The sequence below is a fragment of the Noviherbaspirillum sp. genome (assembly GCF_035654295.1).
Classification (GTDB): domain Bacteria; phylum Pseudomonadota; class Gammaproteobacteria; order Burkholderiales; family Burkholderiaceae_D; genus Noviherbaspirillum.
The window spans coordinates 14,235-36,427 of record NZ_DASRXF010000110.1 but is presented as its reverse complement, the minus strand read 5'-3'; the positions used below and the strand labels follow the sequence as shown (position 1 = coordinate 36,427).

Genomic DNA, 22,193 nt, shown 5'->3' with positions numbered 1-22,193 from the left:
GCCACCACGTCAAGCGTTGAGACCCCGATGGATCCGGTTGCGCCAAGAATCGTAATACGCTGCATCGCTACATCCGTGTCAAATCCATGAGCCGATCAGCACAGCGAGCGGGAGTGTCGGGATCAAGGCATCGATCCGGTCCAGCACGCCGCCGTGTCCCGGCAACAAGTTGCTGCTGTCCTTCATTTCCACGCGCCGCTTGAGCTGCGACTCGAACAAGTCGCCGACAATGCTCGCGGCGACCATCACTGTCATGACGATACCAAATCCTACCCATCCCAGGCCGGCAAGCACGCGCGGCGCGAAGGTGTCGGCCAGCGGGGGATAAGCCGTCGAGATGCCGGCCAGCAGCATCACCGCCACCCAACCGCCGACCGCTCCCTCCCAGGATTTGCCTGGGGAGATCGACGGCGCCAGTTTGCGTTTTCCAAATGCCTTGCCGGCAAAATAGGCGCCGATGTCGGCCACCCAGACGACCGCCATGACCGACAGCAGGTACAGCGGCGAAAAATGGAACAGCGCGACGATGGCGATAAAGGCGCCCAGCACGGAAATGCCGTAGACGACACCCAGCAGCCGGTTGCCGAGCTTGCCGACCGGCGGCAGCCCCAGGGCCAGCGAAGGCGCCAGGCGAATCGCCCAGATCGCGACACAGAGAGCAAAGAGAAGCTGGATCGTGCCGGCGTCGGCAAGTTGAATCACCAGGGCGAACAGGATGGTCCAGACGATGGCGCTGACGACGGGCAGCGAGGCGCGAAAAAGGCGCGACGCCTCCCAGGCCGCAGCGGCAAAGAAGGCCGCTGTGACGGCAAGGAAGAAAACCGGGGAATTTGAGTACAGGACCGAAACCAGGACTGCCAGCAATACCAACGCCGTGATGACGCGCGTCTTGAGCATCAGGAAGCCTTCTTCTGTTCGATCAATTGTTCGCTGGTGCGTCCGAAGCGGCGTTCACGGTGCTGGTAGGAGGCGATGGCGAGATCAAGCGCGGCGCCGTCGAAGTCCGGCCAGAAGGTTTCGGTGAAATGGAATTCCGTGTACGCGAGCTGCCAGAGGAGGAAGTTCGATACCCGCTCCTCGCCGCCGGTGCGGATGAAGAGATCGGGTTCCGGGGCGTAGGCCATCGAAAGATGCGCCGCCAGCTGGTCCTCGGAAAAATCGGTCACGCCCGGATTGGCCGTCACCATTTTCTTGACGGCCTGCATGATGTCCCAGCGGCCGCCGTAGTTTGCGCAGATCGTCAGCGTCAGGCGAGTATTGTTGGCGGTACGCCGCTCGGCGCTCGCAATCAGTTCCTGCAGTTTTGAGTCGAAGCGGCTCAGGTCCCCCACCACTTTCAGGCGGATGCCGTTGACATGCAGCTTGGACACCTCGCGTTCCAGTGCCATCACGAACAGGCGCATCAGGAGGGACACTTCGTCGGCAGGCCGGCGCCAGTTCTCCGAACTGAATGCAAACAGCGTGAGGTACTCGATGCCGCGCTCGACGCATGCCTCGACGACGGCCCGTACCGCCTCCACACCCTTCTTGTGTCCGGCGACACGCGGCATGTAGCGCTTGGTTGCCCAGCGTCCGTTGCCGTCCATGATGATGGCGACATGGCGCGGCATGGCGGCGACGTTCGGGATGACTTGCGTTGAACTGGTATGCGTCATGGGTAGCCCGGTACGAAAAAGATTTGTCGGAGGAACCCGGCCCTGGATCGGGCCGAGACGTGTGTCATCGATTTGCACACCGATCCCCGTGAAGTTTCCATGTCGGGCTCAAGGTGTGGGCGGCGGGTTCCGGCAAACGCGCTCCACCGCCGGGGAGCGCGTTCCGATGGCCGTTAAACGGTCAACAGCTCTTTTTCTTTTTCAGTGATCAGCTTGTCGACTTCAGCGACGAACTTGTCCGTCAGCTTCTGCACTTCATCCTGGGCGCGACGCTCGTCGTCCTCGGAGCACGCCTTGTCCTTGAGGAGCTTCTTCAGCGCCTCGTTCGCATCGCGGCGGATATTGCGGACGGCCACCTTGGCGTCTTCGCCCTCGCCCTTGACGACCTTGACGATTTCCTTGCGGCGCTCTTCGGTCAGCGGCGGGGTCGGGACGCGGATCAGGTCGCCCTGGGTCGACGGATTCAGGCCGAGATCCGATTCGCGGATCGCTTTTTCGATCACGCCCACCATCTTCTTTTCCCACGGCTGCACACCGATCGTGCGCGCGTCGAGCAGGGTCAGATTGGCCACCTGGCTGATGGCGGTAGGGGTGCCATAATAATCGACCTGCACATGATCGAGGATGCCCACGTGCGCACGGCCGGTGCGCACTTTTGCCAGGTCCGCCTTCAGGGTCTCGATCGACTTCTGCATCTTTTGTTCGGCGGTTTTCTTGACGTCAACGACAGTCATTCTGCTCTCCTGTTTTTGCTACGGTACCACTTAGTTATACATGAACCAGGGTGCCTTCGTCGTCACCCATGATGACATTCTTCAGGGCACCCGGCTTGACGATGGAAAAAACCTTGATCGGCAGTTTCTGGTCCCGGCACAGAGCGAAAGCGGTCGCGTCCATCACCTGGAGATGCTTGGAGATCGCCTCGTCGAAACTGATCGTGGCATACCTCACGGCATTGCGGTCCTTGTTCGGGTCGGCGCTGTAGACGCCGTCGACCTTGGTCGCCTTCAATACGATCTCGGCGCCGATTTCCGAGCCGCGCAGCGCGGCGGCGGTATCGGTCGTAAAGAACGGATTGCCGGTCCCGGCGGCGAAAATGACGACCTTCCCTTCCTCCAGGTACTGCAAGGCCTTCGGGCGCACATACGGTTCGACGACCTGCTCGATGCTGATCGCCGACATGACGCGCGCCGTGATGCCCACCTGGCGCATGGCATCGGCAAGCGCCAGCGAGTTCATCACTGTGGCCAGCATGCCCATGTAGTCGGCGGTGGCGCGGTCCATCCCCTGCGCTCCCGGTGCGACGCCGCGGAAAATATTGCCGCCGCCAATGACAATCGCCAGCTCCACGCCCAGCCTTGCCACCTCGGCCACATCCGCGACCATGCGCTCGATGGTGGCGCGATTGATGCCGTATGCATCGTCGCCCATCAGCGCTTCACCGGAGAGTTTGAGGAGGACGCGCTTGTAAGCTGGTTTTGTCATGGGCAAAGACTCCTAATAATGTCCGGTTCTGCTATTCGTCGGAGCCCGATTTCGTCTGTCACCGGCATTGCCTTCGCAAGCTACAGATTAGATGAAATTCGGGTCTTCCGGTGCATCTGGATATTGACGAAACGTAAAACAGTGTCACTTGGCAATAGTTGCCGTGTTTCTCCGTTCCGGATACCAAAAACTGCTTGATTCGATCTGCTTAAAAAAACGGGCCTTTCGGCCCGCTTTCCTTGCTTACGCCTGCTTGGCTGCTGCAACCTGTGCGGCAACCTCGGCCGCGAAGTCATCCTGTTTCTTCTCGATGCCTTCGCCGACCACGAACATGGTGAACGACTTCACCGTGGTGTTGGCCGCCTTCAGCATCTGCTCGACCGTCTGCTTGTCGTTCTTCACGAAAGCCTGGTTGAGCAGGGAGACTTCCTTGAGGTACTTCTGCACGCTGCCTTCAACCATCTTGGCGATGATGTCGGCCGGCTTGCCGGACTCGGCAGCCTTCTGCGCAGCGATCGAACGCTCCTTCTCGATCAGGTCTGCCGGAACGTCGCTGGACGACAGGGCTACCGGCTTCATCGCGGCGATGTGCATTGCCACGTCCTTGCCAACCTGCTCATCGGCGCCGTCGTACTCGACGAGCACGCCGATGCGGGTGCCGTGCAGGTAGGAAACCAGCTTGGAACCGGTTTCATAGCGCTTGAAGCGGCGGATCGACATGTTCTCGCCGATCTTGCCGACCAGTGCGGCGCGCACTTCTTCCAGGGTCTTGCCTTCGACCGGCAGCGCGGACAGCGCAGCCACGTCGGCCGGATTCTTCTCGGCGACCAGCTTGGCGGTGGTGTTGGCCAGGGCGATGAAGTCGTCGTTCTTGGTCACGAAGTCGGTTTCGCAGTTGACTTCGACGATCGAGCCGACGCCGCCGGAAATCGAGACAGCGATCACGCCTTCCGCGGTCACGCGGGATGCGGCCTTCGATGCCTTGCTGCCCAGCTTCACGCGCAGGATTTCTTCCGCACGGGCCAGGTCGCCGTCGGCTTCGGTCAGTGCCTTCTTGCATTCCATCATCGGCGCGTCGGTCTTTGCGCGCAGTTCGCCTACCATCGCTGCGGTAATTGCCGCCATGTCTTTCTCCTCAATTCAGTGAGCGTCTATTCGGACGCATTCAATCAAAATACGTTCAGGCCGGCTAAAAAAAAGGGGCGAACCTCTGTTGCCCCTTTTTGAAGCCCGACACATCAGGCGCAGGGCATCAAGCCTGCTCGTTGACCTCGACGAATTCGTCTGCGCCGCCCTTGACTGCCTCGAGCACTTCGGTGGTCGCATTGGCACGGCCTTCCAGGATCGCGTCTGCCACGCCGCGGGCGTACAGGGTAATCGCCTTGGAGGAGTCGTCGTTACCGGGGATGACGTAGGTCACGCCTTCCGGGGAGTGGTTGGTATCGACCACGCCGATGACGGGAATGCCCAGCTTGGCGGCTTCGGTCACTGCGCCCTTGTGGTAGCCGACGTCGATGACGAAGATGGCATCAGGAATGCCGCCCATGTCCTTGATGCCGCCGATGGACTTCTGCAGCTTTTCCATCTCGCGCTGGAACATCAGCGCTTCCTTCTTGCTCATCTTTTCGACGGAGCCGTCTTCGATGGCAGCTTCCATGTCCTTCAGGCGCTTGATCGAAGTCTTGATGGTCTTGAAGTTGGTGAGCATGCCGCCCAGCCAGCGCTGGTCGACGTAAGGCATGCCGGCGCGCTGGGCTTCAGCGGCGAGGATCTCACGCGCCTGACGCTTGGTGCCGACGAACAGGATGGTGCCGCGGTTGGCTGCGAGCTGGCGGATATACTTCATCGCCTCCTGGTACATGCCCAGGGTCTTTTCCAGGTTGACGATGTGGATCTTGTTGCGATGGCCGAAGATATAGGGGGCCATCTTGGGGTTCCAGAAGCGGGTCTGGTGACCGAAATGGACACCGGCTTCCAGCATTTCGCGCATGGTAACGGACATGAAATTCTCCAGGGTTAGGTCTGGAATCCGGTTAGTCACCCTTGGTCTAAGCTTGGGCACCCTTTGGAACCGGATTCGCGATTTACGATTTACAAACGGTTGTCGCTTGAAGTCATTTCAAGCTAACCCAAGATTCTACCTCAACTTCGATGAAGTGTTCAAGACTGCAAATTGCTTTCCCCGAGCGGACAGGCACTGCCTCGTCTATAATTTCGAATTGACCATTCTTTACGCCTCCGGGCGTATCCTTGCTTGCCATGGGTTCCATCAACATCAAAACCGAAGACGACATCAAGGGCATGCGCGTGGCCGGCCGCCTCGCCGCGGAAGTGCTTGATTTCATTGCCCCGTACGTGAAACCGGGCGTCACCACCGGCGAACTTGACCGTCTCTGCCACGAATACATGACCAACGTCCAGGGCACCATCCCTGCGCCGCTGAACTATTGCCCGCCGGGCTACACGCCTTATCCGAAGGCCATTTGCACGTCTGTCAACGACGTGGTCTGCCACGGCATCCCCGGCGACAAGGCCCTCAAGAACGGCGATGTCGTCAATCTCGACATTACCGTCATCAAGGACGGCTACCACGGCGACACGAGCCGCATGTTCTTCGTCGGTGAGCCGTCCATCCTGGCCAAGCGCCTGGTCGAAATCACCTACGAGTGCATGTGGTTGGGCATCTCCAAGATCAAGCCCGGCGCCCACTTGGGCGACATCGGCTTTGTCATCCAGCAGCACGCGGAAAAGGCCGGCTACAGCGTGGTGAGGGAATTCTGCGGCCACGGCATCGGCAAGGTTTTCCATGAGGAGCCGCAGGTTCTCCATTACGGCAGGCCGGGCACCCTGGAAAAATTGCTTCCCGGGATGATTTTCACGGTGGAGCCGATGATCAACGCCGGCCGCCGCGACATCCGCGAAATGGGCGACGGCTGGACCATCAAGACGAAGGACCGCAGCCTGTCGGCGCAGTGGGAACACACCGTGCTCGTCACCGAAACCGGGTACGAAGTCCTCACGGTATCCCCGGGCATGCCCGCTCCTCCCGCGTTCATCCAGCAAAACAACAGCGCTCAACCGGTCACTGCCTAGCGTCCATGACCTCACTTGCTTTGACGCTCAAGGAGCAGCTGAAAACCGAGCGCCAGGCAGCGATAGCCGCATTCCAGGCAGACGGGAAACCGGAAAAGCTCCTGACGCAACTGCGCCAGAATGTCGATGCCGCCCTCATCCAGGCCTGGCAGAGCTTTTCGCTGCCGCCGAGTGCGGCGCTGGTGGCCGTCGGCGGCTACGGCCGCGGCGAGCTGTTCCCGCATTCCGACGTGGATGTCCTCATCCTCCTCGACGCCGCGCCGGATGCCCTCCTGCAACGCAAGCTCGAGGAGCTCGTCCAGCTCTTCTGGGACATCGGGCTCGAAATCGGCCACAGTATCCGTACCGTGGACGAGTGCCTCACCGAATCGGCAGCCGACATCACGGTCCAGACCAGCCTGCTGGAAAGCCGCCTCGTCACGGGCAACCGCAAACTGTTCCAGTTCCTGCAGGAACGGCACATCGCCGCCATCAACCCGCAGGGATTTTTCCAGGCGAAGACACTGGAAATGCGGCAGCGCCACGTCAAGTACGAAGACACGCCGTACAGCCTCGAACCCAATTGCAAGGAAAGCCCGGGCGGATTGCGCGACCTGCAGGTGATCCTGTGGGTATCGAAGGCGGCCGGTCTGGGCGACTCCTGGAGAAAGCTGGCCGAACGCGGCCTGATCACGCCGACCGAAGCCCGGCAGCTGATGCAGAAGGAGCGTGCGTTCAAGGACATCCGCATCCGCCTGCATATCCACGCCGGCCGGCGGGAAGACCGGCTGCTGTTCGACGTGCAGACGCCGATCGCGCAGACCTTCGGGTTCCAAACGACGGAAACGCGCCGCGCGAGCGAATACCTGATGCAGCACTATTACTGGGCGGCCAAGGCGGTCACCCAGCTCAATGCCATCCTGCTGCAGAACATCGAGGCGCAACTGTTCCCGCAGCCTGGATCGCCGCAGCCGATCAACAAGCGCTTCAACGAGATCAACGGCCTCATCGATATCGCGCGCGACGATACCTTCGAGGCGACGCCGTCGGCGATGCTGGAAGTGTTCCTGCTGATTGCCCAGCACTCCGAACTGAAAGGCATGACCGCGCGTACCCTGCGCGCGCTATGGCATGCACGCTTCAAGATCGACAGCGCGTTCCGGCGCGATCCGGCCAACCGCGCCCTGTTCCTGCAGATCCTGCAGGCGCCCCAAGGCATCACCCATGCGCTGCGCGGGATGAACCAGACCAGCATCCTGGGCCGATACCTGCCGAATTTCCGCCGCATCATCGGCCAGATGCAGCACGACCTCTTCCATGTCTACACGGTCGACCAGCACATCCTGATGGTCGTGCGCAACGTGCGCCGCTTCACGATGACGGAACATGCGCACGAGTACCCGTTCTGCAGCCAGCTCATGGCGAACTTCGCGCAGCCCTGGCTGCTGTACATCGCCGCCCTCTTCCACGATATCGCGAAGGGCCGCGGCGGCGACCACTCGAAGCTCGGCATGGCGGATGCGCGCAAGTTCTGCAGGGAGCACGGATTGTCGAAGGAAGATACCGAGCTGGTGGTATTCCTCGTCGAGCACCATCTCTCGATGTCGCTGGTGGCGCAGAAGCAGGACCTTTCCGACCCCGACGTCATCCGCAATTTTGCCGCCCTCGTGAAGGACGAGCGGCACCTGACCGCGCTCTACCTGCTGACGGTCGCCGACATCCGCGGTACCAGCCCGAAGGTATGGAATGCCTGGAAAGGCAAGCTGCTCGAAGACCTGTACAAGATCACGCTGCGCGTGCTCGGCGGCGAAGACCCGTCGACCGACCATGAACTGCGCAACCGCCAGGAAGCCGCGCTCAAGACGCTGCGCCTCTATGGCCTGCCGCAGGATGCGCACCAGAGGCTGTGGCAACAGCTCGATGTGGCCTATTTCCTCCGGCACGATTCGTCCGACATCGCGTGGCAGACGCGCGCGCTCTACAACAAGTCGGACAGCCCGACACCCGTCGTGAAATGCCGCCTGGCCCCTATCGGCGAGGGCGTGCAGGTCACCGTCTATGTGAAGGACCAGCCAGACCTGTTTGCGCGCATCTGCAGCTATTTCGACAAGAAGAATTTCAGCATTCTCGATGCCAAGATTCACACGACGCGGCACGGCTATGCGCTCGACACCTTCCTTGTCACCGAACCGGCGTTTGCGAACAACTACCGGGACATCATCAACCTGATCGAACACGAGCTGTCGGAACTGCTCCATTCGAGCGCACCGCTGCCGCCGCCGACCAAGGGCCGGCTGTCGCGCCTGTCGCGGACTTTTCCGATCACGCCGACCGTCGACCTGCGCCCGGACGAAAAGGGCCAGTACTACCTGCTGTCCGTCTCGGCGAACGACCGCAACGGCTTGCTGTATTCCATCGCAAACGTGCTGGCGAAGTACCGCGTCAACCTCCATACCGCAAAGATCATGACGCTCGGCGAGCGCGTGGAAGACGTCTTCCTCGTCGACGGGCCGATGCTCCACAACGCGCGCAGCCAGATCCAGCTGGAAACGGATCTGCTCGAAGCGCTGCGCGTCTAACCCCGATTCCGCACCACCACCATGAACGAACCCGTACGCCTGTCGAAACGCATGTCTGAACTCGGCCTGTGCTCGCGCCGCGAGGCCGATGAATGGATTGAAAAAGGCTGGGTCCGCGTCGACGGCAAGATCGTCTCCGAACTGGGCAGCAAGGTCTTGCCGAACCAGCGCATCACCATCGAGCGTCAGGCGTCCGCCCAACAGGCGCGGCGCGTCACGGTGCTGCTGAACAAACCGGTCGGCTTCGTCAGCGGCCAGGCCGAGGACGGTTACAAGCCGGCGGTGACGCTGGTTTCTGCCGGGACGCGCTGGAAGGAAGACAAGACGCCGATCCAGTTTCATGCGAGCCAGCTGCGCAGCCTCGTGCCGGCAGGAAGGCTCGACATCGATTCCGTCGGCCTGCTCGTGCTGACGCAGGACGGCCGGATCGCCAAGCAGCTGATCGGCGAGGACACCTCGATCGAGAAAGAGTACCTGGTGCGCGTGCAGTACACCAAGCCGGGCAAGCTGCCGGACTCCGACCTCAAGCTGCTCAACCACGGCCTGTCGCTGGACGGGAAAAAACTGCTGCCGGCAAAGGTCAGGTGGCAGAACGAGGATCAGTTGAACTTCATCCTGCGCGAAGGAAAGAAGCGCCAGATCCGGCGCATGTGCGAAGCGGTGGGACTGAAGGTGCTCGGTCTCAAGCGGGTGCGGATCGGGCGGGTCAAGCTGGGAGAGCTGCCGGTTGGGCAGTGGCGTTACCTGGGGGCGGATGAGCAGTTCTAGTGGCCCTCGTACTTTAAGCGCGCGGTGGGTTTCGCTTCGCTCTACCCACCCTTATAGGGGCCGTCCGTTGAGTTTCTTTATCAAGAACCGTAGGGTGGGTAGAGCGAAGCGAAACCCACCAGCTCATCTAGTCATCCTCACCGGCATCCAGCCCCGGAAACAGGACATCGACGTATCCAAACCGCGAAAAATCCTTGATCCGCATCGGATAGAGGATGCCCGCAAGGTGATCGCATTCATGCTGCACCACACGGGCGTGAAACCCTTCCGCGTCGCGCGAAACGGGCTTGCCGTACTGATCGAACCCCTCATAGTGCAAACGGCTCCAGCGGGGCACCATTCCGCGCAGCCCGGGCACCGACAAGCATCCTTCCCAGCCCTCTTCCATCTCATCCGACAGCGGCGTCAGCACCGGATTGATCAATACCGTCTCCGGCACCGGCGGCGCGTCGGGATAGCGGACATTATGCTTGAAGCCGAAGATCACCAGTTGCAGGTTCACGCCGATCTGCGGCGCGGCGAGTCCGGCGCCATTGGCGGCACGCATCGTGTCGAACATGTCGGCGATCAGTGCATGCAGCTCCGGCGTATCGAACCCGAGCACAGCTTCCGCCTGGCGCAGCAGCCTCGGATCGCCCATCTTGAGTATCTCGCGGACAGTCATCTCGTTTCATCCAGGTAGCGCGCGAACGCGTCCCCCATCTCGGGGTGTTTCAATCCCATCGCCACCGTCGCCTGCAGGTAGCCAAGCTTCGAGCCGCAATCGAACCGCCTGCCGGCGAAACGATAAGCCATTACCTTTTCGTGCTGCATCAGTGCCGCGATGCCGTCCGTGAGCTGAATCTCGCCGCCCGCGCCTTTGCCGACGCTGTCGAGGAAATCGAAAATGCGGTTGCTCAATACGTAGCGTCCCACCACGCCGAGCGTGGAAGGCGCCTTGTCAGGCTGCGGCTTTTCCACGATACCGTCGACCAGCTCGAGGCGCTCCTTGTAAGGGCGCGCACTGACGATGCCGTATTGCCGTGTCTCCTCACGCGGCACGTCTTGTACCGCGAGGACGCTCGCACCTTCCTCCTTGTACACGTCAAGCATCTGGGCCAGCACCGGCTTCTGCGACTGCTCGACGTCCATCAGGTCGTCCGCCAGAAGGACCGCGAAGGGCTCGTTGCCGATCACCGGGCGGGCGCAGAGGACGGCATGCCCGAGTCCCAGCGGCGCCGGCTGGCGGATATAGATGCAGTGGATGCCCTTGGGCACCGCGTTGTGCAGCACTTCGAGCAAGGCGGTCTTGCCCCCGGCTTCCAGCTCCATTTCAAGCTCATGGGCGGTATCGAAATGGTCCTCGATGGCGCGCTTGTTGCGGCCGGTGATGAACACCAGCTCGGTGATGCCGGCCGCGACCGCCTCTTCCACCGCATACTGGATCAGCGGCTTGTCGACGATGGGCAGCATTTCCTTCGGCTGCGCCTTGGTGGCCGGCAGGAACCGCGTGCCGAGGCCCGCGACCGGGAAGACCGCTTTTCTGACCCTGTTCATTTTCCTTCCAGCAGCCGGAGCAATCCGGCCTCGTCAACGATCGGAATACCCAGTTCCCGCGCTTTCTCGAGCTTGCTTCCCGCCTCTTCGCCGGCGACGACATAGCTGGTCTTTTTCGATACCGAACCCGCCACCTTGCCGCCTGCCGCCTCGATCTTTTCCGCTGCCTCGTCGCGCTTCAGGTTTGGCAGCGTGCCGGTCAGCACGAAGGTCTTGCCTGCGAACGGTTTGGGAGCTTCAGCGACAGGCTCGCTCTCCGGCCAGTGGATGCCCGCCGCGCGCAGTTGTTCGATCAGCTCGCGATTGAGGCCGTCGGCAAGGAAGGCCGTGATCGAGCGTGCCACGACCGGACCGATATCGGCCACTTCCAGCAGCTGTTCCTCGCTGGCCGCGAGAAAGGCATCGAGATTCCCGAAATGCCGGGCCAGCTCCTTGGCGGTCGCTTCGCCGACATGACGGATGCCGAGCGCGTAAATGAAACGCGCAAGCGTCGTCGATTTCGATTTTTCGAGCGCGTTCAACACGTTCTGGGCAGACTTCTCCGCCATCCGGTCGAGCTCGGCAAGCGAGGTCAGGCCGAGACGGTAGAGGTCGGCGGCCGTCGTGATGACTTGCCGGTCCACCAGCTGGTCGATCAACTGCTCTCCCAGGCCTTCGATGTCCATCGCGCGGCGCGACACGAAATGCAGCAAGCCGCCCTTGCGCTGCGCGGCGCACTTCACCCACCCGCCGGAGCAGCGCGCGATAGCCTCCTCCTCGGGGCGGACAATCGGGGAGCCGCACACCGGGCAGGTGGCCGGCATGACGAACTTGCGCACGCTCTCGGTCCGCAGTTCCGGCACATAGGACACCACCTCGGGAATCACATCACCCGCGCGGCGCACGATGACGGTGTCGCCGATCCGGATGTCCTTGCGGTTGACCTCATCTTCGTTATGCAGCGTGGCATTGGTCACCGTGACGCCGCCGACGAACACGGGGACCAGCCTGGCGACCGGCGTGATGGCACCGGTGCGGCCGACCTGAACACCGATCTCCTGCACCACCGTCATCGCCTCTTCCGCAGGGAACTTGTGCGCCACGGCGAACCGGGGCGCGCGCGAGACGAACCCAAGGACTGCCTGTTGCTCGACGCGATCCACCTTGTAGACCACGCCGTCGATGTCATAGGGAAGCTGCTTGCGCTTGGCGCCGATGCCGTGGAAGAAATCGAGCAGGCCCGGTGCGCCTTTCACCACCGCGCGCTCCTTGCACACCGGGAGACCGAGCGAGGCATACCAGTCCAGCAAGGCGGAGTGCGAGGCAGGCAGGTCCGCCCCCTCCAGCACACCGATACCATAGGCGAAGAATCGCAATGCGCGCTGTGCGGTGATCCGGGAATCGAGCTGACGCAAACTCCCTGCAGCGGCATTGCGCGGGTTGGCAAATTCCTTCTGCCCTGCTTCGCGCTGCCGCTCGTTCAGCCGTGCAAAATCCGATTTGTACATCAGGACCTCGCCGCGCACTTCCAGCACGGCGGGCGGCGCGTCGGTATGCAGGCGCAAGGGGATCGCTTTCACCGTGCGGATGTTCGCGGTCACGTTCTCGCCGGTCGTGCCGTCGCCGCGCGTCGCGGCCTGCACGAGGACGCCGTTCTCGTAACGCAGGCTGATCGCCAGGCCGTCGAATTTCAGCTCGGCCGAATAATCGATCTCGTGCACGGTTTGCAGCCCGTCGCGAACGCGGCGGTCGAAGGCCGTCACTTCTTCTTCGCCGAACGCATTGTTCAGCGAAAGCATCGGCACCGTATGCCTGACCTGCTCGAACTGCGGCAAGGGCTTGCCGCCCACCCGCTGGGTGGGGGAATCGGAAGTGATCAGGTCGGGATGTGCCTGTTCCAGCTCGACCAGTTCCCGGAACATCTTGTCGTACTCGGCATCCGGGATGGTCGGATTGTCCAGCACATAGTAGGCGTGGTTATGCCTGTTCAGTTCGGCCTTCAGCCATGCCGCGCGTTCCTGCCAGTGGTTCGCCTCGGCCGGCGAAGCTGCCGCGTCCGGTGCCGTGGAAAAAAAGTCGGGCTGCATCGTTCAACTGAACAGGCGCATCGCGCGCGTGGAACCGGCCGGAATATTGGCCGACTCCATGTGCTGGTAGAACGCGGCCACCTGCTCGGCAATTTCCGCGAGGGTAGGATCGGTCAGCGGCTGGTTGCCGTCGTCGACGACCACGCCGTCCAGGCGCGATGCGAGCATGCGTGCGCAGGCCGTCATCGCGCCGAAACCGTCACGCGCCGGTGCCACGCGGGGTACGTCGAGCAGCAGGGTCAGGCGGGACGTCGTCTCGGCGGCAAGCGTGACGTTGGTGGACAGGGAAAACAGCACGCCGCCTTCACCGTCGGGCATGACCAGCCGGCCGTCCGGGCGCAGGTCGAATCCCTGGCGCTCCAGCGCGGCCAACAAGGTATTGATGGCCCAGGGCGCGCCCTTCGACTGCACATTGACGCTCAACTGCGCATCGTACTCGGCCACGAACTGGTGCAGCGCACGGGCGCGCGACATCACGTCGCCCATGTCCGGCACGTCGAGGTCGGCATCCATCTCGTCCGCGATCTGCCGCAGGCCCGTGATCAGCTCGGAGTATTCGATCTCGTTCAGCGCGCCGCTGCGGTTGGCAAGCTGCACGCCGGCAAACAGCGCGAAATACTGGCCGCCGTGAACTACCGGCTCCCAGTTGCCGTCCTCACGCTGACCGATGAAGTGGACCGGCTTGTTGCCGACATGGCGCAATGTCTGGAGCTTCGGCAGGATCTTTTCGCCGCGCAGCGGAGATTGGAGCGTCAGCGAAATCAGGCAATCGATCAGGTCGTCGACCGGCAGTTCCTTCTGCGGCGCCTCGACCAGCTTCTCGATCTGTTCGTCGGAGGCGGTCGTGCCTTCCGGCGGAAGTTCGGCGTCGGCCAGCGCGTCCGGTGCCAGCGAAGGCTCCTGCCGCCCCTCTGCAACGCCTGGGGGCGGGTTCATCAGCACATCGTCATGTTCGGACGAGAAGGCGCGCTGCACGCTTTTCCTCGCCTTGTATTCCTGCCACTTGTTATAGCTGATCACGCCGACAACAATGGTGCCGCCGATGGCCATGAGGCTCATTTGAAGTTCCGTCATGCCTCACATACCTCAAAGTGGAACGGGCGCACATCGTGCTGCCCGGAAATTAGTGATCCGTTCATTATTAATAAAAATTATCTAGCAAGACAACAACTGCTGCCATCGCTCCTTCTTGCCAACCTTCGGAAAATGTTCGCCAGGAATTGATCCTTGCCGAAACATTGGTTCCCCGCCGTTGACGTTCATCAAGACAGCCGGAACCTCGCGGCAAATAGAATAACAACTATTCCGCAGCGACATTTTTCCTCGGCGAATCGCCTCGCTGTCATTGCTGAACTTACTCTTGGAGGCTTGCATGGAAACGCAACTTGGAACTACACGCACAGCAGGAATGAACATGCGCTCCGCCAATTCAGGCTTTGACATTTCCACTCCGAAAGAATTCAAATTGCAACAACTCGCGATGCTTTCCATCGCTCCCATCGTCCGTTCCATCCACCACTGGTGGCTGCAACGTGCCGAGCGTCACTACCTGATCTGCGCCGACGTCGAACAGCAGCGTGCGCGTGAAGCACAGATGAACGTGGCCTACTACCAAAAACGCGCCGCCCTCGCCCGCTCCGCACGCAACTGACAATCCCGGTTTGCGTGCCGGCCATTGCCGCACGCAAACCTTCCTGCATCAGGCTGCCTGCGCCTCCGTCGCAAAACTCGCAGCCGATTCCATATCCACGGCAACGATACGCGAAACACCCTGCTCCTGCATGGTGACGCCGATGAGCTGCTGCGCCATCTCCATCGCGATCTTGTTGTGCGAGATGAACAGGAACTGCGTCTGCGAAGACATGCGCTTGACCATGTTGCAGAAGCGCTCGGTGTTGGCGTCGTCCAGCGGCGCGTCCACCTCGTCCAGCAGGCAGAACGGCGCCGGATTGAGCTGGAACATCGAGAACACCAGCGCGGTTGCGGTCAGCGCCTTCTCGCCGCCCGACAGCAGGTGAATCGTCGCGTTCTTTTTGCCCGGCGGCTGCGCCATCACCTGCACGCCTGAATCGAGGATTTCCTCGCCGGTCATGATCAGCTTGGCCTGGCCGCCGCCGAACAGGACCGGGAACAGCTCGCCGAAATGCTTGTTCACCTTGTCGAAGGTGTCCTGCAGCAATTCCCGCGTTTCCTTGTCGATCTTGTTGATGGCGTCTTCCAGCGTGGTGATCGCTTCCGTCAGGTCGGCGTGCTGGGAGTCGAGGAATTTCTTGCGCTCCGATGCCTCGGCAAGCTCGTCCAGCGCGGCAAGGTTCACCGCGCCCAGCGCTGCGATCGCATTCGTCAGGCGCGTGACTTCCCCTTGCAGGTAGGACGGGCGCATCTCGCCGGTCAGCTTCTCCGCCAATGCCGCTTCGTCCGCCTGCGCTTCGGCCAGTTGCTGCGCATACTGCTCCTGGTTCAGGCGCGCCGCCTGCTCCTTCAGCTGCAGCTCCATGATCCTTTCACGCTGCGGCTGCAGGCTGCGTTCGGCCTGCATGCGCGCCTCTTCCGAATGACGCAGCTTCTGCGTCAGCTGGTCGAGCTCATGTCGGGCGTCGGCCAGCGCGCGTTCCTGTTCGCTACGCTTTTCGAGCAGCTCCTGCAGGCCGGCCTGCGCGGCCTGGTCATCCAGGCTCTCCAGCTCCAGATGCCCCTGCTCCATGCTTGCGAACAGTTGGGCCGACTGCTCCAACGCAGTTGCAATGCTGCGCTTGAGCTCCTCGATCTTGTTGCGGTGCGCCTTCTCGGCGAACTCCGCTTCCTGTGCCGCGCGCTCGAGCTCGCGCAGGCGCAGGCGGGCGTCGTTGAGCTGCTGCTCCTTCGCCAGGTAATCGGTCTGGCCGGCCTCGTGCTTTTCCTGCAGTTCGGCCAGTTCGATGTCCAACTGCTCGAATTTCGCTTCGGACTCTTCCTTGGCCTGCATCTGTTCCGCCTCCTGCGCCGCAATCTCGGCGAGGTCGGCTTCGATCTGCGTGCTGCGCTGGTTGAAGCGGTCCTGCACTTCGGAGAGCTTCATCACTTCGAGCTGCAGGCTGTGCGCCGCTTGTGTCAGCTGGCTGACGCGCTGGCGCAGTTCGCCCAGGCGCTGCGTCGCCTGCGTGAGTGCCGCTTCGGCGCGGATCGAACGCGACTTCGCTTCGTCGGCCAGCATCTGCTGCGCGCGCAACTGCTTCGTGATGTTGTCGATTTCCTGCTGGCGCGCAAGCATGCCATCCTGTTCGGAATCGGACGCATAGAATCGCACGCTGGTCTTGCCGATGACATGGCCCTGCTTGGTGACGAAACAGCCGCCGACCGGCAGCTTGGCGCGGTCGACGAAGGCGGCATTGACGTCGTCGGCAATGAATACGTTGTGCAGCCAGTCCTGCATCAGCGCGCGCAGGCCCGGATCGTTCAGCTGCAGCAGGTTGATGAAGGGTTTCAGGCCGGCGGGTGCTTCGGCAGGCTCCGACGCAGCGACTGCATTGGGCGTGAACAAGGCCAGCTTGGCCGGCGGCGCATCGTTGAAGAAGGCTTTCGCCCAGTCCAGGTTGGACATCTCCAGCGCCGAAGTGCGCTCGCGCAGCACGGACTCCAGCGCCGTTTCCCAGCCCTGGTCGATATGCAGCTTCTGCCACAAACGGGGCAGTTCGCCGAGTTCATGCTTCTTCAGCCAAGGTTGCACCTTGCCCTGCGTCTGCACGTTTTCCTGCAGTTGCTTGAGGGCCGCAAGGCGCGCTTCGAGCTGCGCGTTGTTCGCGGTCTCGGTATTGAGCTGGGCCTGCGCGGCACGGCGTTCTTCCTCGAGCTGCGGCTGCTGCTCCTGCGCCGCTTCCAGCTGTTCGCGAGCCTCTTCCAGTGCGGCCTGCTTTTCCTCGAGCTGCATCTTGAGGTTGCTCAGGTGCGCCGTGTCGGGCATGGACATGCCGTTCTTTTCCTGCTGCAGACGCTCGCGGCGGGCAGCCAGGTTGGCGAGGATGTTGGAGGCGTTGCGCTGGTGCGCCGATTCCAGTTCGATCTGCTGTTGCGCCTGCATGATCCTGCCGCGCGACTCGGTGGTGGAGAGCTGCGCCTCGCGCCATGCCTGTTCGAGTGCCGGCAGATTGTCGTTCTGGTTCTGCGCGGCCTGCTGCGCCTGCTCGACGCGCAGGCCGTGCTCCTCGAGGCGCATTTCCGCTTCTTCGAGTTCTTCCTGCTGCTGCTGTCCCTGGCGCTGCCATTGGTCGCGCTGGGCGGTGAGCGAATTCAGTTGCGACTGCAGGCGGCTGCGCGATTCGATGACGAACTTGATCTGCGCTTCGAGGCTGCCGATCTCCGAGTTGGTCTGATACAGGTGGCCTTGCGCGGTATGCATGCGGTCGCCGGCGGCGTAGTGCGCCTGGCGCATGTGCTCCAGCTCGGTCTCGACATGGCGCAGCTTGGCCGTCTGCTCTTCGAGATCGGTCTGGGCGCGCTCGATGTCGCGGAAAAACTTTTCCTGCTCCGTCTTGGCTTCGTTCTTGCGCAGCAGCCAGAGCAGCTTCTGCTTTTCGTCCTGGTCGGCCTGCAGTTCGCGGAACTTCTGCGCCACCGCCGCCTGGGCTTCGAGCTTTTCGAGATTGGTGCCCAGTTCGCGCAGGATGTCCTCGACGCGCGTCAGGTTTTCGCGCGTGTCGTGCAAGCGGTTCTCGGTTTCGCGGCGGCGTTCCTTGTACTTCGACACGCCCGCGGCTTCTTCGAGGAAGATGCGCAGGTCTTCGGGGCGCGCTTCGATGATCCGCGAAATCATGCCCTGGCCGATGATCGCGTAGGCACGCGGGCCGAGGCCGGTGCCGAGGAAGATGTCCTGGATGTCGCGGCGGCGCACCGCCTGGTTGTTGATGTAATACGTCGATGTGCCGTCGCGGGTCAGTGTGCGCTTGACGGCGATTTCCGCGTATTGACTCCACTGGCCGGCGGCGCGGCCGTCGCTGTTGTCGAACACCAGCTCGACCGATGCGCGGCCGGCCGGCTTGCGCGTGGTGGAGCCGTTGAAGATGACGTCCTGCATCGATTCGCCGCGCAGTTCGGATGCCTTGGACTCGCCCAGCACCCAGCGCACCGCATCCATGATATTGGACTTGCCGCAGCCGTTCGGGCCGACCACGCCGACCAGCTGGCCGGGAACCTGGAAATTGGTCGGATCGACGAAGGACTTGAATCCGGATAGTTTGATGGAATTTAGACGCACGTTATCGACCGTTGTTGACTAGTTGGAGCAGGCGCATTCCGCCGCCTGGGAAAAGGGCCTTATCATAACATTTCACATCCTCGGATCATCACTTCCGCCGGGGCATGTGCACCCGCGCGACAGGGCGCGAACGGTATAATGCCGCCTTTGGCCATTTTGCATCCCACCTCTTTCTGGCGAGCCCTTCCCCCGTGAATCCGCTGTTAAACAAATTACAACCCTATCCCTTTGAAAAGCTGAAGCAATTGTTCGCGGGCGTGACGCCGAACCCGGCGTATGCGCCGATCAGCCTCGGGATCGGGGAACCGAAACATCCGACGCCGGCCTTCATCAAGACGGCCTTGAGCGACAATCTTGCAGGATTGGCAAGCTATCCGACAACGACGGGCACGGAAGGCTTGCGCGCGTCCATCGCCGCGTGGCTGGAACGGCGCTACGGCCTGCCCCGCATCGACGCCGCGACGCAGATCCTCCCCGTCAATGGCTCGCGCGAGGCATTGTTCGCCCTTGCGCAGACGGTCATCGATCCGTCACGTGGCGATGCGCTGGTCATGTGCCCGAACCCCTTCTACCAGATCTACGAAGGCGCGGCCTACCTCGCTGGCGCGCAGCCCTACTTCGTCAATTCCGACCCGGCGCGCAATTTCGCGCCCGACTTCAAGAGTGTCCCGGCGGACATCTGGCCGCGCGTGCAGCTGTTGTACATCTGCTCGCCTGGCAATCCGACCGGCGCGGTGCTCAACCTCGACGACTGGAAGGAATTGTTTGCGCTCTCGGACAAGTACGGCTTCATCATCGCGTCCGACGAATGCTATTCGGAGATCTACTTCAAGTCCGAGCCGCCGCTGGGCGGTATGGAAGCCGCGCACAAGCTCGGCCGCACCGGTTATCCGCGCCTGATCTCTTTTTCCAGTCTCTCCAAGCGCTCGAACGTGCCGGGCATGCGCTCGGGCTTTGTGGCGGGCGATGCGGAGATTTTGAAGAAGTACCTGCTGTACCGCACCTATCACGGCAGCGCGATGAGCCCATCCGTGCAGGCTGCATCGATTACGGCATGGAACGACGAGCAGCATGTCGAGGAAAATCGCGCCAAGTACATTGCCAAGTTCAACCAGGTCACGCCGATGCTGGAAGAAGTGCTGGACGTGCGCCTGCCCGACGCCAGTTTCTATCTCTGGGCCAAGGTCGACCGCTACAACGGCATCTCCGATACCGAGTTCGCGAAGCGCCTGTACGCCGAATATAATGTGACGGTCTTGCCGGGCAGTTATCTGGCGCGCGAAGCGCACGGCATCAATCCGGGACAGAACCGCATCCGCATGGCGCTGGTCGCCGAGGTGGAAGAATGCCTTGAAGCCGCCCGCCGCATCGTCGAATTCACCAAGAAATTATCCTGATCCACCCACTCGAGAAGCAAAGAAAATGACTCAACAACTCCAGCAGATCATCGACCAGGCCTGGGAAGACCGCGCCAATTTCTCTCCGAAGTCCGCGCCGGCGGAAGTGCGCGACGCTGTTGCCCACGTCCTCGAGCAACTCAACCAGGGCACGCTGCGCGTGGCACAGAAAGACAGCGGCAACTGGGTCGTGAACCAGTGGATCAAGAAAGCGGTGCTGCTGTCCTTCCGCCTGGAAGACAACCTGCCGATGCCGGCCGGCGGCAGCATGCAGTTTTACGACAAGGTGCCCACCAAGTTCGCCAACTACACGGCCGAAGACTTCGCCAAGGGCGGCTTCCGCGTGGTGCCGCCCGCCGTTGCGCGCCGCGGCAGCTTCATCGGCAAGAACGTGGTACTGATGCCCTCCTATGTCAACATCGGCGCCTACGTCGACGAAGGCACGATGGTCGACACCTGGGCCACCGTCGGCTCCTGCGCACAGATCGGCAAGAACGTCCACCTGTCCGGCGGCGTCGGCATCGGCGGCGTGCTGGAGCCGATGCAGGCCAACCCCACCATCATCGAAGACAACTGCTTCATCGGCGCGCGCTCCGAGATCGTGGAAGGCGTGATCGTCGAGGAAAACTCGGTCATCTCGATGGGTGTGTACATCGGCCAGTCGACCAAGATCTATGACCGCGCCACCGGCGAAGTCAGCTACGGCCGCATTCCGGCCGGCTCCGTCGTCGTCTCGGGCAGCCTGCCGTCCGCCGACGGCAAGTACAGCCTGTACTGCGCGGTGATCGTCAAGCGCGTGGATGCAAAGACCCGCGCCAAGACCGGCATCAACGAGCTGCTGCGCGACGCCTGATAGCGCGACGGCCGCCCGTCCTCGGGCGGCCTTTTTCATTTGCCCACGAGGAGAGCATCATGGCGATGGACCGTCTGTTCCAGCTGATGAAGGACAAAAAGGCATCGGACCTGTTCATTACCGTGAACTCGCCGATCCACATCAAGATCAACGGCCATCTGCTGCCCGTCAACCAGCAGAAGATGGACAACGCCACCATCAAGGCCCTGCTTTCCGAAGTGGCCTCCGCCAGGCAGATGCAAGAGCTGGAAGAGCATAACGAGCTGAACATGGGGATTCCCGTCGAAGGCCTCGGCAGCTTCCGCCTCTCCGCCTTCCGCCAGCGCGGCAGCCTGTCCGCGGTGTTCCGCTACATCCCGGGCGAGATTCCCCGCCTCGCGGACCTGAACGTGCCGCCGGTACTGGCCGAGGTCATCATGGAAAAGCGCGGGCTGATCCTTGTGGTCGGCTCCACCGGCTCCGGCAAGTCCACCACCATCGCGGCAATGCTGGACCATCGCAACGCCAACAAGACCGGCCATATCCTGACGCTGGAAGACCCGATCGAATTCCTGTTCGTGAACAAGAAATCCATCGTCAACCAGCGCGAGATCGGCACCGATGCCGACAGCCTTCATATCGCCTTGAAGAACGCGCTGCGCCAGGCGCCGGATTGCATCCTGATCGGGGAAATCCGCGACAAGGAAACCATGGGCAATGCACTCGCCTATGCGCAGTCGGGCCACCTCGTGGTGGCCACGCTGCACGCCAACAACAGCTACCAGGCACTGACCCGCATCATCAACTTCTATCCGCTGGAAACGCGTCCCTCGCTGCTGGTCGACCTGTCGGTGACCATCAAGGCCATCATTTCCCAGCGCCTCGTGCAGGCCAAGGATGGCGGGCGCCGCGCCGCGGTGGAAGTGCTGCTCAATACCCGCCACGTGGCCGAGCTGATCGAACAGGGCGAGATCAGCCAGATCAAGGAAGCGCTGGAGAAGAGCATGGCGCCGGGTTCGCAGACCTTCGAACAGGCGCTGATGCAGCTCATCCAGGATGGCGTCGTCACGCAGGAGGAAGCGCTGGCCAATGCCGATTCGGCCACCAACCTCTACTGGCTGATCAACAACTCTGCCGGCAAGAAGCCCGAGCCGGAACCGGAGCCGAAGAAGGACGACGGCCCCACCTTCACCGAATTCACGCTGAACGTTTGATCCATGACTGTCACCCTCTACGGCATTCCCAACTGCGATACGGTCAAGAATGCGCGCACCTGGCTGGAGAGCAAGGGCGTCGCCTACGCCTTCCACGATTTCAAGAAGGCCGGCCTCACGCCCGCGCTGGTGGACGGCTGGCTGAAGCAGGTCGACTGGGAGGTGCTCGTCAACCGCAAGGGAACCACCTGGCGCGGCCTGCCGGATCAACGCAAAGCCGCCGTTGCCGATGCCGCCAGCGCCGCCGCCCTGATGCTGGAATCACCCTCCGTCATCAAGCGGCCCGTCCTCGTCTGCAACGACACCACGCACGTCGGTTTTTCCGACGCCAGCTACCAACAGATTTTCAACAAGTAATC

The 22,193-nt window shown here is 62.0% G+C and carries 20 protein-coding genes; 8 read left to right on the top strand and 12 right to left on the bottom strand.

All coding sequences use genetic code 11. The features are described 5' to 3' along the window. The 7 genes from VFF99_RS11835 to rpsB all read right to left on the bottom strand — a co-directional run. Positions 1-65, bottom strand: a 65-nt coding sequence (locus VFF99_RS11835; RefSeq protein ID WP_325018108.1) for a hypothetical protein, incomplete at its 3' end; no start/stop codon positions are given. A 13-nt stretch (positions 66-78) separates the two neighbouring features. Further along, positions 79-897 (bottom strand): phosphatidate cytidylyltransferase, encoded by an 819-nt coding sequence (locus VFF99_RS11830; RefSeq protein WP_325018104.1) that lies wholly within the window; start codon positions 895-897, stop codon positions 79-81. Next, complete coding sequence (gene uppS / locus VFF99_RS11825; RefSeq protein WP_325018102.1) at positions 897-1,655, bottom strand: polyprenyl diphosphate synthase; 759 nt, start codon at positions 1,653-1,655, stop codon at positions 897-899. Before uppS ends, VFF99_RS11830 begins: the two co-directional genes overlap by 1 nt. A gap of 173 nt (positions 1,656-1,828) precedes the next feature. Next, positions 1,829-2,389, bottom strand: coding sequence for a ribosome recycling factor (gene frr, locus VFF99_RS11820; protein ID WP_325018100.1), 561 nt, complete (start codon positions 2,387-2,389; stop codon positions 1,829-1,831). Positions 2,390-2,423: 34 nt separating this feature from the next. Next, positions 2,424-3,140, bottom strand: coding sequence for a UMP kinase (gene pyrH / locus VFF99_RS11815; protein ID WP_325018097.1), 717 nt, complete (start codon positions 3,138-3,140; stop codon positions 2,424-2,426). Positions 3,141-3,383: 243 nt separating this feature from the next. Further along, a complete protein-coding gene (gene tsf / locus VFF99_RS11810; protein WP_325018095.1) occupies positions 3,384-4,265 on the bottom strand; it encodes a translation elongation factor Ts in 882 nt (293 codons plus the stop codon). A gap of 127 nt (positions 4,266-4,392) precedes the next feature. Continuing rightward, the gene (gene rpsB / locus VFF99_RS11805; protein WP_325018093.1) at positions 4,393-5,142 is read right to left on the bottom strand and encodes a 30S ribosomal protein S2; all 750 of its coding nucleotides are present in this window, start codon (positions 5,140-5,142) and stop codon (positions 4,393-4,395) included. A gap of 257 nt (positions 5,143-5,399) precedes the next feature. On the opposite strand from rpsB, the gene map reads away from it, so the two are divergent. Genes map through VFF99_RS11790 form a run of 3 tightly spaced genes read left to right on the top strand, consistent with a single transcriptional unit; the run spans position 5,400 to position 9,559 of the window. Further along, complete coding sequence (map, locus tag VFF99_RS11800) at positions 5,400-6,233, top strand: type I methionyl aminopeptidase (protein ID WP_325018092.1); 834 nt, start codon at positions 5,400-5,402, stop codon at positions 6,231-6,233. Between the two features lie 5 nt (positions 6,234-6,238). Then, positions 6,239-8,791, top strand: coding sequence for a [protein-PII] uridylyltransferase (locus VFF99_RS11795; RefSeq protein WP_325018091.1), 2,553 nt, complete (start codon positions 6,239-6,241; stop codon positions 8,789-8,791). 21 nt (positions 8,792-8,812) lie between these two features. After that, positions 8,813-9,559: a pseudouridine synthase gene (locus VFF99_RS11790; RefSeq protein ID WP_325018090.1), complete on the top strand. Its 747-nt coding sequence runs from the start codon at positions 8,813-8,815 to the stop codon at positions 9,557-9,559. 127 nt (positions 9,560-9,686) lie between these two features. Here the strand turns inward: VFF99_RS11790 and def are convergent, their stop codons facing one another. From def to VFF99_RS11770, 4 genes are read right to left on the bottom strand one after another with little or no spacing between them, the layout of a single operon-like run. After that, the gene (def, locus tag VFF99_RS11785; RefSeq protein WP_325018088.1) at positions 9,687-10,223 is read right to left on the bottom strand and encodes a peptide deformylase; all 537 of its coding nucleotides are present in this window, start codon (positions 10,221-10,223) and stop codon (positions 9,687-9,689) included. Continuing rightward, the gene (gene galU / locus VFF99_RS11780) at positions 10,220-11,095 is read right to left on the bottom strand and encodes a UTP--glucose-1-phosphate uridylyltransferase GalU (RefSeq protein WP_325018086.1); all 876 of its coding nucleotides are present in this window, start codon (positions 11,093-11,095) and stop codon (positions 10,220-10,222) included. The genes def and galU overlap by 4 nt, the downstream gene beginning before the upstream one ends. Then, positions 11,092-13,161, bottom strand: coding sequence for an NAD-dependent DNA ligase LigA (gene ligA / locus VFF99_RS11775; RefSeq protein ID WP_325018084.1), 2,070 nt, complete (start codon positions 13,159-13,161; stop codon positions 11,092-11,094). Before ligA ends, galU begins: the two co-directional genes overlap by 4 nt. Before the next feature lie 3 nt (positions 13,162-13,164). Next, a complete protein-coding gene (locus VFF99_RS11770) occupies positions 13,165-14,235 on the bottom strand; it encodes a cell division protein ZipA C-terminal FtsZ-binding domain-containing protein (protein ID WP_325018082.1) in 1,071 nt (356 codons plus the stop codon). Positions 14,236-14,533: 298 nt separating this feature from the next. Here VFF99_RS11770 and VFF99_RS11765 point away from each other — a divergent pair, with 298 nt between their 5' ends. Next, the gene (locus VFF99_RS11765; protein ID WP_325018080.1) at positions 14,534-14,812 is read left to right on the top strand and encodes a hypothetical protein; all 279 of its coding nucleotides are present in this window, start codon (positions 14,534-14,536) and stop codon (positions 14,810-14,812) included. A gap of 48 nt (positions 14,813-14,860) precedes the next feature. On the opposite strand, the gene smc is transcribed toward VFF99_RS11765, so the two are convergent. Further along, on the bottom strand, positions 14,861-18,391 hold the full coding sequence (smc, locus tag VFF99_RS11760) for a chromosome segregation protein SMC (RefSeq protein WP_325018078.1): 3,531 nt from the start codon (positions 18,389-18,391) through the stop codon (positions 14,861-14,863). A gap of 191 nt (positions 18,392-18,582) precedes the next feature. On the opposite strand from smc, the gene dapC reads away from it, so the two are divergent. From dapC to VFF99_RS11740, 4 genes are read left to right on the top strand one after another with little or no spacing between them, the layout of a single operon-like run. Then, positions 18,583-19,788: a succinyldiaminopimelate transaminase gene (dapC, locus tag VFF99_RS11755; protein ID WP_325018076.1), complete on the top strand. Its 1,206-nt coding sequence runs from the start codon at positions 18,583-18,585 to the stop codon at positions 19,786-19,788. Between the two features lie 25 nt (positions 19,789-19,813). After that, complete coding sequence (gene dapD / locus VFF99_RS11750; RefSeq protein WP_325018074.1) at positions 19,814-20,641, top strand: 2,3,4,5-tetrahydropyridine-2,6-dicarboxylate N-succinyltransferase; 828 nt, start codon at positions 19,814-19,816, stop codon at positions 20,639-20,641. A 59-nt stretch (positions 20,642-20,700) separates the two neighbouring features. Beyond that, complete coding sequence (locus VFF99_RS11745) at positions 20,701-21,834, top strand: PilT/PilU family type 4a pilus ATPase (RefSeq protein WP_325018072.1); 1,134 nt, start codon at positions 20,701-20,703, stop codon at positions 21,832-21,834. Positions 21,835-21,837: 3 nt separating this feature from the next. Beyond that, positions 21,838-22,191, top strand: coding sequence for an ArsC family reductase (locus tag VFF99_RS11740; RefSeq protein WP_325018070.1), 354 nt, complete (start codon positions 21,838-21,840; stop codon positions 22,189-22,191). Positions 22,192-22,193 lie beyond the last annotated feature (2 nt).

Excerpts from the sequence above, each read along its gene's own strand:
- VFF99_RS11830 (WP_325018104.1), bottom strand. The coding sequence starts at position 897 with ATGCTCAAGACGCGCGTCATCACGGCGTTGGTATTGCTGGCAGTCCTG.
- uppS (WP_325018102.1), bottom strand. The coding sequence starts at position 1,655 with ATGACGCATACCAGTTCAACGCAAGTCATCCCGAACGTCGCCGCCATG.
- frr (WP_325018100.1), bottom strand. The coding sequence starts at position 2,389 with ATGACTGTCGTTGACGTCAAGAAAACCGCCGAACAAAAGATGCAGAAG.
- pyrH (WP_325018097.1), bottom strand. The coding sequence starts at position 3,140 with ATGACAAAACCAGCTTACAAGCGCGTCCTCCTCAAACTCTCCGGTGAA.
- tsf (WP_325018095.1), bottom strand. The coding sequence starts at position 4,265 with ATGGCGGCAATTACCGCAGCGATGGTAGGCGAACTGCGCGCAAAGACC.
- rpsB (WP_325018093.1), bottom strand. The coding sequence starts at position 5,142 with ATGTCCGTTACCATGCGCGAAATGCTGGAAGCCGGTGTCCATTTCGGT.
- map (WP_325018092.1), top strand. The coding sequence starts at position 5,400 with ATGGGTTCCATCAACATCAAAACCGAAGACGACATCAAGGGCATGCGC.
- VFF99_RS11795 (WP_325018091.1), top strand. The coding sequence starts at position 6,239 with ATGACCTCACTTGCTTTGACGCTCAAGGAGCAGCTGAAAACCGAGCGC.
- VFF99_RS11790 (WP_325018090.1), top strand. The coding sequence starts at position 8,813 with ATGAACGAACCCGTACGCCTGTCGAAACGCATGTCTGAACTCGGCCTG.
- def (WP_325018088.1), bottom strand. The coding sequence starts at position 10,223 with ATGACTGTCCGCGAGATACTCAAGATGGGCGATCCGAGGCTGCTGCGC.
- galU (WP_325018086.1), bottom strand. The coding sequence starts at position 11,095 with ATGAACAGGGTCAGAAAAGCGGTCTTCCCGGTCGCGGGCCTCGGCACG.
- ligA (WP_325018084.1), bottom strand. The coding sequence starts at position 13,161 with ATGCAGCCCGACTTTTTTTCCACGGCACCGGACGCGGCAGCTTCGCCG.
- VFF99_RS11770 (WP_325018082.1), bottom strand. The coding sequence starts at position 14,235 with ATGACGGAACTTCAAATGAGCCTCATGGCCATCGGCGGCACCATTGTT.
- VFF99_RS11765 (WP_325018080.1), top strand. The coding sequence starts at position 14,534 with ATGGAAACGCAACTTGGAACTACACGCACAGCAGGAATGAACATGCGC.
- dapD (WP_325018074.1), top strand. The coding sequence starts at position 19,814 with ATGACTCAACAACTCCAGCAGATCATCGACCAGGCCTGGGAAGACCGC.
- VFF99_RS11745 (WP_325018072.1), top strand. The coding sequence starts at position 20,701 with ATGGCGATGGACCGTCTGTTCCAGCTGATGAAGGACAAAAAGGCATCG.
- VFF99_RS11740 (WP_325018070.1), top strand. The coding sequence starts at position 21,838 with ATGACTGTCACCCTCTACGGCATTCCCAACTGCGATACGGTCAAGAAT.